This window comes from Neorhizobium sp. 2083 (assembly GCF_031455615.1).
GTDB lineage: Bacteria > Pseudomonadota > Alphaproteobacteria > Rhizobiales > Rhizobiaceae > Neorhizobium.
Map to the genome: position 1 here is coordinate 93,043 of NZ_JAVDTC010000005.1, position 13,769 is coordinate 106,811.

Below are 13,769 nucleotides of genomic sequence, written 5' to 3' on the forward strand. Positions count from 1 at the left end.
CTTCCCTTCAGGCCGCTTAAGCCGCTTCTCCGATGATGTCGGCATAGCCGTTCTCTTCCAGCTCGAGCGCGAGCGCCTTGTCGCCGGAGCGGATGATCTGGCCCTTGTAGAGAACGTGGACCGTGTCCGGCACGATGTAATCGAGCAGGCGCTGATAGTGGGTGATGACGATCGTGGCGCGATCCGGCGACTTCAGCGCGTTGACGCCGTCGGCAACGATCTTCAGCGCGTCGATGTCAAGGCCGCTATCGGTTTCGTCGAGGATGCAGAGCTTCGGCTCGAGCAGCGCCATCTGCAGGATCTCGGCCCGCTTCTTTTCGCCGCCGGAGAAACCGACGTTCAGCGGACGGCGCAGCATGGCCTGGTCGATCTTCAGCTTTTCGGCAGCGTCCTTGACGCGGCGCATGAAGTCCGGCGTCGTCAGTTCCGCCTCGCCGCGCGCCTTGCGCTGCTCGTTCATCGCGACCTTCAGGAACTGCATGGTGGCGACGCCCGGAATTTCGAGCGGGTACTGGAAGGCGAGGAAGATGCCCTTGGAGGCGCGCTCGGCCGGGTCGAGTTCCAGAATGCTCTCGCCGTTATAGAGGATGTCGCCCTCGGTGACTTCGTAATCCTGGCGGCCCGACAGGATATAGGAGAGCGTCGACTTACCAGAGCCGTTCGGGCCCATGATGGCAGCGATTTCGCCGGCCTTCACGGTCAGGTTCAGGCCGCGGATGATTTCGGTGCCGTCTTCGGCGATACGGGCGTGCAGGTTCTTGATCTCAAGCATAATTCTTATCCTTCCGGATTTATTCGGTGACGCGTCAGAGCGCGATATTCGGACAGCGGGCCATCAGCCCACGGAGCCTTCGAGCGAGATGCCGATCAGCTTCTGGGCCTCGACGGCGAATTCCATCGGCAGCTGCTGGATGACGTCCTTGACGAAGCCGTTGACGATCAGCGCAATGGCTTCCTCTTCGGGAATGCCGCGCTGCATGACGTAGAACTTCTGGTCCTCGGAGATCTTCGACGTCGTCGCCTCGTGCTCGATCTGCGCCGATGCGTTCTTTACGTCGATATAGGGCACCGTATGGGCACCGCACTGGTCGCCGATCAGAAGACTATCGCAATTGGTGAAGTTGCGCGCATTCGCGGCCCGGCGGTTGATCGAGACCTGACCGCGATAGGTATTATTCGAATTGCCGGCGGAAATGCCCTTGGAGATGATGCGGCTCGACGTGTTCTTGCCGAGATGGATCATCTTGGTGCCCGAGTCGATCTGCTGGTAGCCGTTGGACACGGCGATCGAATAGAACTCGCCCCGAGAATCGTCGCCGCGCAGGATGCAGCTCGGATATTTCCAGGTGATCGCCGAACCGGTCTCGACCTGGGTCCAGGAGATCTTCGAACGGGCGCCGCGGCAATCGCCGCGCTTGGTGACGAAATTGTAGATGCCGCCCTTGCCCTGCGCATCGCCCGGATACCAGTTCTGCACCGTCGAATACTTGATCTCGGCATCGTCGAGCGCGACGAGTTCGACGACGGCGGCGTGAAGCTGGTTCTCGTCGCGCTGCGGCGCCGTGCAGCCTTCGAGGTAGGATACGTAGGCGCCTTCCTCGGCAATGATCAGCGTGCGCTCGAACTGGCCGGTGTTCTTCTCATTGATGCGGAAATAGGTGGACAGTTCCATCGGGCACCGCACGCCCTTCGGCACGAAGACGAAGGACCCGTCGGTGAAGACGGCAGAGTTCAGCGTGGCGTAGAAATTGTCCGACTGCGGAACGACCGAGCCCAGATATTTCCTCACGAGCTCCGGATATTCGCGGATCGCTTCGGAGATCGACATGAAGATCACGCCGGCCTTCTGGAGCTCCTTCTTGAAGGTGGTGACGACCGAGACCGAGTCGAAGACGGCGTCGACGGCAACCCGCGGCGTCTCGACGCCGGCGAGAATTTCCTGTTCGCGCAGCGGAATTCCGAGCTTCTCGTAGACCTTCAACAGCTCCGGGTCGACTTCTTCAAGCGACTTCGGGCCGGCGCTGCTTTTCGGCGCGGCGTAATAATGGAGGTCGTTGAAATCGATCTTCGGATATTCGACGCGCGCCCAGGTGGGCTCTTCCATGGTCAGCCAGCGGCGATAGGCGTCGAGACGCCATTCCAGCATCCAATCCGGCTCCTGCTTCTTGGCCGAGATGAAACGGATGATCTCTTCCGAAAGACCTTTTGGCGCCTTGTCCACTTCGATGACGGTTTCGAAACCGTATTTGTACTGGTCCACATCGATCTGGCGAACCTGATCGATTGTTTCCTGCACGGCAGCCATGTTCTTACTCCAAATCTTGCCGGTTCAAATTCCGGCAATTCTTGTCATCATTCCGGGGGGACAGTCGTCACCCTCATGTAGGCGCCAGAAGGCGGTTTTCACACCTTTTGGCAAGCGGAAATTTGCACTTGCGCAATTTTGGAAGCGGTCATGCCGCCTCGCCCGCCGGTTTTCGCCGGCCGGCTATTTTGGCGAAGGCGGCAAGCGCCCGCGCGATGTCGTCCTGTGTCGTGTCGGTCCCGAGCGAAATCCTTAGCGCCCCGAGCCTGGGATCCTGCCCCATGGCCGTCAAAACATGGCTTTCGCCAACTTTTCCCGCGGAACACGCGGAGCCGGCAGAGAGCGCGATACCTTCGAGATCGAAAGCGATCTGGCCGGTTTCCGACTTCAGCCCCGGCAAAGTGAAAAAGCAGGTATTCGCCACGCGCAAAACTGTTTCGCCATGGATGATGGCATCGGGGGCGGCCTGGTGCATTCCCGCTTCCAGCCGGTTGCGAAGCTCTTCGATCGACGCGTTGCGCTCGCGGAGATTTTCGCGCACCGCCTCGGCCGCAGCGCCAAAACCGACCACCGCGTGGAAATTCTCGGTGCCCGAGCGGTGCCCCTTTTCCTGACCGCCGCCGCGGATCAGGGGTTTGGGCATCAGCACCTCGCCGCGCGAGACCAGCGCTCCGACGCCTTTCGGACCGCCGATCTTGTGCGACGACAGGATCAGGAAATCGGCGTCGAGGACATTGATATCCACCGGAATGCGTCCGACAGCCTGAACGACATCCACGACCATCAGGCCGCCATGCGCGTGGGCGATGGCGGCCGCCTCCGACACGGGCTGGATGATGCCGGTCTCGTTGTTGACCAGCATGACGGCAACCATCGGCATGCCGGTGCTGCGATCATGCGCAGCCAGCAGCGCTTCGAGCGCCGACAGATCGACGATACCGGCCGGCGTCACCGGCACTTCGGTCACCTGAACCGGATCGAAACGGCCACCCTCCCGGATCGCCGGATGCTCGATTGCGGAAACAAAGAGGCGGCTGACCGCCAACGGCGCCCGGCCCATCCGAAAATCAGCGGTCAGCACGTGATTGGCGGCTTCCGTCGCACCGCTGACGAAGGTCACATGCGCCGGATCGGCGCCAACCAGCGCCGCCACCTGCCGGCGCGCCTTGTCGACTGCCGCGCGCGCCGCCCTGCCCTCGCCATGCACCGACGAGGCGTTTCCGGGCAATTGCAGCGCTTCCAGCATGGCCGCGCGGGCCGGCGCGCTCAAGGGCGCCGTCGCGTTCCAGTCCAGATATGTGCGGTTCAGCGCCATTGCCTGATCGGCTTCCGTTTCTAGATAGATGTTGAATTACACATAGGCGGACGGGGGACCCGCATTTTCCTTGAAATTTCCGTCAGCCTTGCCTTATGAGACATCGCATCGGGCGCGCATTTGGATGCCGCCCAAAGTTTCGAATGGTTCTAAACTGAGTTTTAGAAAAGCTGAGCGCATTCGTCAAGTCAAACTCGACGCGAACTCGTTTGAACCTGAACATATTGACCGGAGTACCGATGCCCGAAGTCATTTTCAACGGCCCAGCCGGCCGCCTTGAAGGTCGTTATCAGCCATCCAAGGAAAAGAGCGCCCCGATCGCCATCGTTCTGCACCCGCATCCGCAGTTCGGCGGCACGATGAACAACCAGATCGTCTACCAGCTCTTCTACATGTTCCAGAAGCGCGGTTTCACAACACTCCGGTTCAATTTCCGCAGCATCGGTCGCAGCCAGGGTGAATTCGACCACGGCGCAGGCGAACTTTCGGATGCCGCGTCGGCGCTCGACTGGGTCCAGAGCCTGCATCCCGATTCGAAGAGCTGCTGGGTCGCCGGTTATTCCTTCGGCGCCTGGATCGGCATGCAGCTTCTGATGCGCCGGCCAGAGATCGAGGGTTTCATGTCGATCGCGCCGCAACCGAATATCTACGACTTCTCGTTCCTCGCCCCCTGTCCGTCATCCGGCCTGATCATCAACGGCGACAGCGACAAGGTCGCGCCCGAAAAGGACGTCAACGGCCTCGTGGAAAAGCTGAAGACCCAGAAGGGCATCCTGATCACCCACCGGACGGTCGAGGGCGCCAATCACTTCTTCAACGGCCAGGTGGAAACGCTGATGGCCGAATGCGAGGATTACCTCGATCGCCGCCTCAATGGCGAACTGGTGCCGGAACCGGCCGCGAAGCGCATTCGCTGAGCTTTTCGAAAGACAGTTGGAAACGGCCGCTTCGGCGGCCTTTTTTTTATTTGTGGGCGTTGATCGCTGCCGGCTCCGGATAGCCGGCGGGCCGTGCCTGCTTGACGCGATTGCGGCCGGAGCGCTTGGCCTGGTAGAGAGCCGCATCGGCGTCCCGCATGGCGCCCGCAAGAGCGTCTCCCGGCGCAAGCTCCGCCACGCCGAAACTCGCGGTGACCGCGAAGGAAGACGGGAGCGCGCTCACGGTTATCTCCATCGTCCCACCCCGCAATGCCTGCGCAAACAGCGTCGCCATGTCGAGCGTCGTATTGGGCAGGAAGATGGCGAATTCCTCGCCACCGATACGGCCGACCACGGCGTTCTTGGCGGCGCGTGTCCGCAACAGATCGCCGAAGGCCTGGATCACCAGATCGCCGCCGTGATGGCCATAGGTATCGTTGATGCGCTTGAAATGGTCGAGATCGCAGATGATCACCGCGTGCCCGCCCTTGGGCGCCAGTGCCATCGCGGCCTTGACGCCATTCTCGAAGCCGCGACGGTTGGCGAGACCGGAAAGCGTATCCTTTTCGGAATTGCTGCGCTCGTCCGCCATGATCTCCAGGACCAGAACCGACAGCAGCGTCAACCCGACGGCGACCACGAGAACGGCCGTCGAACTCTGCGAGATCAGCGCGTAATTGGTGCCGATGTAATCCTTGGCGGTCGTGCCGGCCCCGGCAATCACCGCAAGGCTCGCCTTGGCGAAAAAATGCAGGCCCGTCGCCACCAGCAGATAGCCGAGCGCCCTGTCGATCGCCAGCCGGCGGGTGGACGAAAACACGGCCGCGGCGCTCGTCAGCAGCATCAGGGCAAATGGCGTCTGGTAGGAAAAGGCATGCGCCGCCGTTCCGCGCGGCAGATCGTAGATCAGCAGGTCGACAACGATGCTCGCCAGCAGGAAACAGCCGGCCCGGCCGGGCGCGACCTTCCGGCCGTAGAGTTCTCCGATGCCGATCCTCAGCAGGATCATGCCGCCGAGCACCGATGCGAAGGCGCCGATCGCCCAGAATTTCGTCAGACTGGTATAGGCGACCAGTAGTTCGCAGACTGCCGACAGCGAAGCGACGGTAAAGGCGGCGGCAAACCAGAGCGCAGCCGTTCGCGAGCGGCTGCGCGTCGAAACCACAGCGAAAACCGCGCCGAAGCAAATGGCGATGATAAAATTCACCGCGAGAAAAAAGGCAGCCCCGTTCATCAGCCCATCAATGCAGCAGACCTGCACGCCACCCGGTTACCGTGTCCCGGGCCGGATGTTAAAAGCCCACGAAACAAGAAATCGTTAATGCCTAAAACATTGGTGGCGTGCCAGCCTGGTTTATCGCGCGAAAATTGCAGAACGCCGCGATCCGCCGCGGCGCATTCGGCACGTTGATAGCAGCCAGCATCACTTTTGAAGTGATTACCGGCAAAAACAGTGCTAGAGGCGCGGCCACATATCCCAAACCTCACCCTGCCAGAGTTAGATCATGTCCAGGTTCAAGTCCGATTTCCTCCGCACGCTCGACGAGCGCGGTTTCATCCACCAGGTCTCCGACGAGACCGGTCTCGACGAGCTGTTTTCGAAGGAAATCGTCACCACCTATGTCGGCTACGACGCGACCGCGACCAGCCTTCATATCGGCAACCTGATTTCGGCCACCATGCTGCACTGGCTGCAGGAGACCGGTCACCGGCCGATCGCGCTGATGGGCGGCGGCACCTCGATGGTCGGCGACCCGTCGTTTCGGGACGAACAGCGCAGGCTGCTGACGCCGGAGGCGATCAACACCAATATCGAAGGCATCAAGAAGATCTTCTCGCGTATCCTGCGCTTCGGCGAAGGCGAGAACGATGCCCTGATGGTCAACAACGCCGACTGGCTTCTGAAGCTGAACTATGTCGAGTTCCTGCGGGATGTCGGCCGCCATTTCTCGGTCAACCGGATGCTGTCCTTCGACAGCGTCAAGCTGAGGCTCGACCGGGAGCAGTCGCTCTCCTTCCTCGAATTCAACTACATGATCATGCAGGGCTACGACTTCGTCGAACTCAATCGGCGTTACGACTGCCGGCTGCAGATGGGCGGTTCGGATCAATGGGGCAATATCATCAACGGCGTCGATCTCGGCCACCGGATGGGAACGCCGCAGCTCTACGCCCTGACGACACCGCTTCTGACGACCAGTTCGGGCGCTAAAATGGGCAAGACCGCCTCGGGCGCCGTCTGGCTCAACGAAGACGTCTTCAGCCCCTATGATTTCTGGCAGTACTGGCGCAACACCGAAGACGCGGACGTCACCCGCTTCCTGAAGATCTTCACCCGCCTGCCGCTCGACGAGATCGCCCAGCTGGGCGCACTCGGCGGCTCGGAAATCAACGAGGCGAAGAAGATCCTCGCCACCGAGGCGACCGCCATCGTGCATGGCCGGGAAGCGGCGGACGCCGCGGCCGAGACTGCCAGGACGACGTTCGAGGAAGGCAGGCTTTCCGACAACCTGCCGTCGGTCGATGTGCCGACTGCGGATCTCGAAGCCGGGATCGGCCTGCTGTCGCTCGTCGTGCGCGCCGGCCTTGCCGGCTCGAACGGCGAAGCGCGCCGTCACGTCCAGGGCGGGGCCGTGCGGATCAACGACCAGCCGGTCAGCGACGAGCGCATGATGATCGGCACCGGCGAGATCACCGGCGACGGCGTGATCAAGCTCTCGCTCGGCAAGAAGAAGCACATCCTCGTTCGCCCGGCCTGAACCGGGCGCGTCGATAGCACATCGAAAAGGGCCGCCGCGAGCGGCCCTTTTTATTGGAACTCGAAGATCTGGCGGAAGATGCCGGGGGCGATCAGCGACAGCGGGTTGACGGTGAGTCTCGGCTTCTCGAAGGGACCTTCGAGCTTGAAGGTGATGCCGAGCAGGCCGCGGTCGCGGCCGTTGCCGAGAATGGCGCCGATCAGCGGCAGTTCGCCGAAGAGCCTGTTCAAACCATAGGCCGGCATGAAGGTGCCGGTCATTTCCATATTGCCCTTGGCGTCGCGCACCAGGCCCTGGAAGGTCGCCCCGATCTGTTCTCCCCGCAGCACGCCGTTTTCCACCGCAAACGAGCCGTTGCGGTAAAGCAGGCTCGCGAAGCCTCGCTGGAACTTTGCGGAATTGACGTCGATATTCTTCTTCGTCGCGGTGTTCAGGCTGCGCCCCTCCTGGTCCGTCGTCGCGACAAGCGATTGAAGCTTGGCTTCGTTGACCAGCGAGAAGTTGCGCAGATCGATCGCGCCGCTCCAGGCGTCGCCCTGCGCCTTCAGGCGCAGGTTCAAGAGCCCGCCACGCATGTTTTCGTAGAGATTCATGAAGCGGATGATCGCGCCGGCGTCGCCGCTGGTGATCGAGATCGTGTCACCCGCATTCATCTCGCTGACGACAGCCTGGCCGCTTTCCGTCGAGCCGGAAAAATCGGCCGCCGAAATAGTGCCGCCGCGGCTCGAGAACAGGAACGACACGTTTGAGAGCGTCTGGTCGTTGAACCCGATCATGCGTTCGAGCTTGCCGCGCACCGTGGCGTTGCTCGTGTCGTCGTTACCGCGCTTGGCTCCGCCGCCGCTTTTTCCGCCCGCGCGGATCTTGGTGACGACGGGGCGCATATCGACGACGCCGCCGCTGATCGAAACGTCGAAACTACCCTTGGTGCGTTTGACGTTCACGGCATAATTGTCGGCGGGCGAGAGCTGCATATGCGAGAAGTCCGCCGACGTCAGGCTGCCGCCGTTGAGCGCCAGGCTGCCGCGTGCACCAAAACCGTCGCCGGAGAGTTCGAAATTGCGGATATCGGTATGTTCGCCCGTGCCCGCGAGCTCGAATTGCGCCTTGGCCGGAATGCCGCCTCCCTTCGTCCAGCCGAGCCACGGCACGGAAAGGGTCGCACGGCTGAGATCGAGCGAAACCGCCTGGCGGGCCTCATCGATACGGGTCAGTTGCGCCGTCACAGTTCCGTCGATCACGTCGGACAGACCGGGAGCGAGCTTTTCGCGCTGATCGTTGTTCAGCACGGTCTTGATGATCCGCTCGCGCTTTGTCGGGGACGCCGGATCGACCGGTTCAACCAGCGTGATGTCGGCCGGCACGTCGTCGATCGTCCCCTTGGCGGCAAGCCGCGCCGTCTGGGTGTCGATATCGAGCGTGCCGTCCAGGCCGGCGATCCTGCGGCCGGAAAACTGCGGGCCAAGACCGACATCGTCGAGCTCGATATGGGCCGACCAGGTCGGCTTCGGCGGCTTGTGGGCCAGGATCAGACCCATGCGGGCCTTGAGGTCGACGCGGGCCTGGCCCGAAAAATCCTCCGGCTTGAACTCCGTTCCCTTCAACGCATTGATCGGCTTGAAGTTCGCAAGCTCCGTCACCGCATCGGCCGGTCCCGCGATCTTGAGCGAAAGATCGGCCATCAGCGGCTTGGCATAGGTCGACGGTATCGAGAACCGTCCGCCTTCAACGGCGACGAACCGGCCCGACGGGAAGAAGGAGGAGGCGCGCGCGACATCGACCTGCATCACCTCGCCCTTCAAATCGAAGCGCCCGTCGATATCGCGCAAGGGGGGGACGTCGCCGGGCAGGTTGATGCGGGCATTGGCAAGGTCGAAGCCGATCTGCAGCTCGTTCTTGTCGAGCTCCATCGGAATGCCGGGTCCCTTCATCCGGCCGGCCGGAATGAAAACGGCGATCGAACCGTTGGTGATGGTGCCGCCGAACATGTTGTCCATCACCCAGTCGCGCGGCTTGCGGGCCATCCAGAACGGCCAGAGCTGCTTGACGCCGGTCACTTCCATATGCGGCAGTTGCGCGCCGAAGCTGATCTCGGGAGACTGGTTGCCGAACCGCACCTTCAGGGCACCGGCCATGCGGCCGAGAGGGCTGGAAACGGCCATTTCATCGAACTGAAGCTCGCGGTCGGCCGAGAGGTAACGCCCGTTCGCCTTGAGGTCGAAACGCGCCGGCTGCTCGCTTGCCGAGGCGCCGACGGCCGTTCCGCCGCTGATCAGGACATCGACGCCGAAACCCGGACGCTTGTCGTCCGCGTTGAGCCGGTTGAGATCGATCATCGCGCCCGTGAACGGCAGGATCGTCGGTCCGAAACGCACTTCGGATTTCCGCAGCTCGATCGAGTTCTTCGAGAAGTCGTAGGCAATGTTGATATTGGCGCCGCTCAAGGGCTGCTGGATGCCGTCGAAATAGAAATGGCCGGGTGACTGGCGAAGCGTCGCCGTGATCGCCGGCTTGACGGTCTCGCGTGAGCGGACCGCCGAAAGATCGAGATCGAGGGAACCTTCGATCCCCTCGCGCGGCTGGCCGTCCTCGGTTTTCTGCAGCATGAAGGACGTCACTTCGAGGCCCGTCAGCTTCGCCGAAAGCGACGACGTGACGCCTTCGACGGTCTTGGACGCTGCCACGAGAACGGCTTTGCGGCCATTGAGGCTGATCGCGCCGTTGATCACGACCTCGCCTTCGGCGCTGCGCGTCAGATCGATATCGTCGACGACCAGCACGATCGGCTTGCGTCCGGGTGCCGCCGGCAGCAGGATTTCGATACCGGCTATGCTGACGGAACCGGTCCCGGTTCGTTCGATCAGCGCCCGGGCTTCGTCGAGGCGCTGGAAGATCTCTTCCAGCAGCGCCGGCATGGCATCGATGCGAACTTCCGAAATCGGCAACGGATCGCCGGAGGGTAATTGCGCCGTGTCGAGACGGATATGCTCCGCCTCCATATGTTTGATCGAGATGCGCCCGCCGAGCAGCGCCAGCGGATCGATCGCCATGCGCATGGCGCCCGCGCGGCTCAAGTGTTCGCCGGTCGCCTGTTCGACGATATCGACGTCACGGGCCTCCAGCGCAAGACGCAAGCCCGAATCGAAACGGATGGCGGTCGAGCCGACGCTTGCCACGTAGCGCGGACCGATCGCATCGTTGATCGCGTTCTGGGCACGCGACGACAGCGTGCTGTCGACCATGCCGCCTTCGATCGCGAAAACCGCGCTGCCGATCGCAAAAAACACCAATAGAAGGAAAAACAGGACGCTCTTGCCGAATCGTCTGCCGCGCCGGCCTGGCGGCGGGCAGCTCACGATGATCGGATCCTCGACCTGCGCGGAGGGCAATTCATGCAGCGGAGTGATTTCTTTCCGGCTGAAACTGACCCTTTCTCCACGAATTTCCGACATCAGGCTGAGAACTCATCTTTCTGCATTCGCATTGGTGCCGGGCGCGACGGCTCTGGACGTCGCCCGGGCGACTATATACCGATTGCGGCGAATATCACTCAAGATACCGGCGAAAGAAAGGAAATCCATGGGCGACTTGACGATCGGCAATATCGCACCGGACTTTGAACTGCCCCGCGACGGCGGCGGCACCGTTTCCCTCAAGACGTTTTCGGGAAAACCCGTCGTCCTCTATTTCTATCCCAAGGACGATACCGAGGCCTGCACCAAGGAGGCGATCGCGTTCACGGGCCTTTTGCCGGAATTCGAAAAGGCTGGCGCTTCGGTGATCGGCGTGTCGCCCGACAGCGTCAAGAAACATGACAAGTTCGCCATGAAGCATGCCCTTTCGGTGATCCTTGCGGCCGACGAGGACACTGCCCTTGCCAATCTCTACGGGGTCTGGAAGGAGAAGAGCATGTATGGCCGCACCTATATGGGCGTGGAACGCACGACCTTCCTGATCGGCGCGGACGGACGCATCGCCCGGATCTGGCCGAAGGTGAAAGTCGCGGGCCATGCCGAGGAGGTGCTCGAAAGCCTCAAGGCGCTGTAAGCGGGAGACAATCCATGTCGGGCGAGTTTTCGATCACGTCGCTTCGGGGCGGCGCCACGACGGCGATCCTGTCGGCCGATCTCGACATCAAGACGCGGCTCGCGCAGGAGACCGCCACCCGCTGGTTCGAGCGGCGGCTCTCGCTGCGCTCTCCGCTCGATCCGCCCCTGCCCGAGCGTCCCGGCCGGCCGGCAAAGCCCGAGCTGGTGCCGCCCAAGGCGGTCGGCAAGCGGTCGCTGCACACTGCCAGCGGCCGGATCGCGACGCTGCATGCGATTGCCCATATCGAGCTCAATGCGGTCGACCTGGCGCTCGACATCGTCGCCCGGTTTGCGACGGAGCCGGTGCCGAACTCCTTCTTCGACGGCTGGATGCAGGTGGCCTTCGAGGAGGCGAAACATTTTCGCATGGTACGCGCCCGGCTGAACGACATGGGCGCCGACTATGGCGACATGCCAGCCCATGACGGGCTGTGGCAGGCCGCCCATTCGACCCGCAACGACCTCACCGCCCGGCTCGCCGTCGTGCCGCTCATTCTGGAGGCGCGCGGGCTCGACGTGACGCCGTCGCTGCAGGCCAAGATGCGCGAGACCGGCGACCTCGAAAGCGCTGACATCCTCGACGTCATCTACAATGACGAGAAAGGCCATGTGGCGATCGGCGCCAAATGGTTCCGCTTCCTCTGCGCCCGCGAGCGCAAGGATCCGGCGGCGACGTTCCAGCAGCTGGTCCGAGCCAATTTCCGCGGCGCGCTGAAGGCGCCGTTCAACGATATCGCCCGCGCGGAAGCCGGTTTGACGCCGTCGTTCTACCGGTCGCTGACCTCGACCAGCTACGCCTGAGCGCCCCGAATTAAAGCGTTCGTTAACCATATCCATGTGTAATCCCGCCAATGGAACAGCGGCTGAACGAGTCGCATCTCCGGGAGATCCGCGTGGCGAAGGGAACCGAAAACCGGGTATTTGGGAAGCGGGCGCCTCAGCACGTTCTCATTTTCGCCAGCGGTGAGAAGATCCGCCACATGACGGTGCGGCCCTGGATGGCGGCACTGGCCTTCTGCTTTCTCGGCGTTTTCGCGATCGGCTATCTCGGCGCCACCTCCTATCTGGTGATCCGGGACGACCTGATCGGTGCGACCATGGCGCGACAGGCCCGCATGCAATACGACTACGAAGACCGGATCGCGGCCTTGCGCGCGCAGCTCGATCGCATCACGTCGCGCCAGCTGCTCGACCAGCAGGTGGTCGAACAGAAGGTCGAAAAGCTGCTGGAACAGCAGAACGCCCTCTTTTCCCGCCATGGCAAGCTGGGTTCGCTTCTGAACCGCGCCGAGGAATCCGGCCTTACCGCTCCGGAAACACCGGCACCGACGGCACTTCAGCCACCGGCCAGGGAACGCCAGGCTTCGCTTAGCGGTGGCGGCGGCGGCATCCAGGCGATCGAGAAGCTGCTCTCCGGCGAGACTTCCGCCGCACCGCTCCAGGCGCCCGCTGCGCTCGGTTATGCGCCGCTGCGGGAAAACATCGCCGATCGCGCCGACCGGGTCTTCTCCAAGGTGACACTGTCTCTGAAGACCATCGAGAACGAACAGCTGGCCAAGATCGCCAACCTGACGACGGGGGCTTCGGAAACCGCGGACGCGATCGCCGCGATCCTGAAGCGGACCGGTGTCGAGGTCGCCTCGCTCGACAAGGCAGCTGACCCAGCGGCCGAGGGGGTCGGCGGACCCTATGTCGCGCCGCAGACCAATGTCGGCGCCTTCGATGCATCGCTCGACGAGCTCGACGCCGCGCTCAGCCGGCTGGAAAACATGCGGGAGACGGCGCGCGACCTGCCCTTCGGCAATCCCGCGCCCGGCCGCCCGGTCACCAGCCGGTACGGCAACCGCATCGATCCTTTCCTCGGCCGCCTTGCGCTGCATGCCGGCATCGATTTCCAGGCGTCCACCGGCGACGACGTGAAAAGCACGGGCGCCGGCAAGGTCATCGCCGCCGGCCCCACGAGCGGCTACGGCAACATGGTCGAGATCGACCATGGCCAGGGCATCACCACCCGCTACGGCCACATGTCGAGGATCCTGGTGAAGGAGGGCGACGAGATCGCCGCCGGAGACGTCATCGGAAGGGCGGGCTCCACCGGCCGCTCGACCGGCCCACATGTCCATTACGAGGTTCGCCGCGACGGAAACCCGATCGATCCGGTCCACTTCCTCAATGCCGGCATGAAGCTCACGTCCTACCTCAATTGAGGTGGGTTCCCTGCCAAAAGGCAATCCGGCGCCGGCTGACCGGTAGCCGGCTTGGCCGGTGAATATCTTCATTCACCAATCCGGCGGCCAATCGCCTTGCTTTCCTTGACTTTTGGACATTTTGGTCCTATGTCGCGGGCCAGTTGTCGGCCGGCATGCGCCGACTCCCATAGTGTTC

Annotated in this window: 10 protein-coding genes; 5 read left to right on the top strand and 5 right to left on the bottom strand. The window is 62.5% G+C overall.

Annotated features, from left to right (window positions below):
- Positions 1-16: 16 nt before the first annotated feature.
- From sufC to J2X76_RS19755, 3 genes are all read right to left on the bottom strand, one after another.
- Entirely contained in the window at positions 17-772 is a 756-nt protein-coding gene (sufC, locus tag J2X76_RS19745) for a Fe-S cluster assembly ATPase SufC (protein ID WP_113129617.1), read from the bottom strand.
- A gap of 63 nt (positions 773-835) precedes the next feature.
- Complete coding sequence (gene sufB / locus J2X76_RS19750; protein WP_113129615.1) at positions 836-2,305, bottom strand: Fe-S cluster assembly protein SufB; 1,470 nt, start codon at positions 2,303-2,305, stop codon at positions 836-838.
- Positions 2,306-2,453: 148 nt separating this feature from the next.
- Positions 2,454-3,620, bottom strand: coding sequence for a cysteine desulfurase family protein (locus J2X76_RS19755; protein ID WP_310218991.1), 1,167 nt, complete (start codon positions 3,618-3,620; stop codon positions 2,454-2,456).
- 239 nt (positions 3,621-3,859) lie between these two features.
- On the opposite strand from J2X76_RS19755, the gene J2X76_RS19760 reads away from it, so the two are divergent.
- Positions 3,860-4,537: an alpha/beta hydrolase gene (locus tag J2X76_RS19760; protein WP_113129613.1), complete on the top strand. Its 678-nt coding sequence runs from the start codon at positions 3,860-3,862 to the stop codon at positions 4,535-4,537.
- Between the two features lie 46 nt (positions 4,538-4,583).
- Here the strand turns inward: J2X76_RS19760 and J2X76_RS19765 are convergent, their stop codons facing one another.
- Entirely contained in the window at positions 4,584-5,771 is a 1,188-nt protein-coding gene (locus J2X76_RS19765) for a diguanylate cyclase (protein WP_113129612.1), read from the bottom strand.
- A gap of 271 nt (positions 5,772-6,042) precedes the next feature.
- Between J2X76_RS19765 and tyrS the strand changes: the two genes are divergently transcribed.
- Positions 6,043-7,296: a tyrosine--tRNA ligase gene (gene tyrS, locus J2X76_RS19770; RefSeq protein ID WP_310218993.1), complete on the top strand. Its 1,254-nt coding sequence runs from the start codon at positions 6,043-6,045 to the stop codon at positions 7,294-7,296.
- 50 nt (positions 7,297-7,346) lie between these two features.
- Here the strand turns inward: tyrS and J2X76_RS19775 are convergent, their stop codons facing one another.
- A complete protein-coding gene (locus J2X76_RS19775; protein WP_310218994.1) occupies positions 7,347-10,748 on the bottom strand; it encodes an AsmA-like C-terminal domain-containing protein in 3,402 nt (1,133 codons plus the stop codon).
- Between the two features lie 127 nt (positions 10,749-10,875).
- On the opposite strand from J2X76_RS19775, the gene J2X76_RS19780 reads away from it, so the two are divergent.
- The 3 genes from J2X76_RS19780 (at position 10,876) to J2X76_RS19790 (ending at position 13,591) form a co-directional block, all read left to right on the top strand.
- Positions 10,876-11,343: a peroxiredoxin gene (locus J2X76_RS19780; protein ID WP_310218995.1), complete on the top strand. Its 468-nt coding sequence runs from the start codon at positions 10,876-10,878 to the stop codon at positions 11,341-11,343.
- A gap of 14 nt (positions 11,344-11,357) precedes the next feature.
- Positions 11,358-12,185: a ferritin-like domain-containing protein gene (locus J2X76_RS19785; RefSeq protein ID WP_310218997.1), complete on the top strand. Its 828-nt coding sequence runs from the start codon at positions 11,358-11,360 to the stop codon at positions 12,183-12,185.
- Between the two features lie 92 nt (positions 12,186-12,277).
- Entirely contained in the window at positions 12,278-13,591 is a 1,314-nt protein-coding gene (locus J2X76_RS19790) for a peptidoglycan DD-metalloendopeptidase family protein (protein WP_310218998.1), read from the top strand.
- Positions 13,592-13,769 lie beyond the last annotated feature (178 nt).

What these genes read in the sequence shown, in the direction of transcription:
- J2X76_RS19775 (WP_310218994.1), bottom strand. Translation starts at nt 10,748, where the DNA reads ATGTCGGAAATTCGTGGAGAAAGGGTCAGTTTCAGCCGGAAAGAAATC.
- J2X76_RS19760 (WP_113129613.1), top strand. Translation starts at nt 3,860, where the DNA reads ATGCCCGAAGTCATTTTCAACGGCCCAGCCGGCCGCCTTGAAGGTCGT.
- J2X76_RS19780 (WP_310218995.1), top strand. Translation starts at nt 10,876, where the DNA reads ATGGGCGACTTGACGATCGGCAATATCGCACCGGACTTTGAACTGCCC.
- sufC (WP_113129617.1), bottom strand. Translation starts at nt 772, where the DNA reads ATGCTTGAGATCAAGAACCTGCACGCCCGTATCGCCGAAGACGGCACC.
- J2X76_RS19785 (WP_310218997.1), top strand. Translation starts at nt 11,358, where the DNA reads ATGTCGGGCGAGTTTTCGATCACGTCGCTTCGGGGCGGCGCCACGACG.
- sufB (WP_113129615.1), bottom strand. Translation starts at nt 2,305, where the DNA reads ATGGCTGCCGTGCAGGAAACAATCGATCAGGTTCGCCAGATCGATGTG.
- tyrS (WP_310218993.1), top strand. Translation starts at nt 6,043, where the DNA reads ATGTCCAGGTTCAAGTCCGATTTCCTCCGCACGCTCGACGAGCGCGGT.
- J2X76_RS19765 (WP_113129612.1), bottom strand. Translation starts at nt 5,771, where the DNA reads ATGAACGGGGCTGCCTTTTTTCTCGCGGTGAATTTTATCATCGCCATT.
- J2X76_RS19755 (WP_310218991.1), bottom strand. Translation starts at nt 3,620, where the DNA reads ATGGCGCTGAACCGCACATATCTGGACTGGAACGCGACGGCGCCCTTG.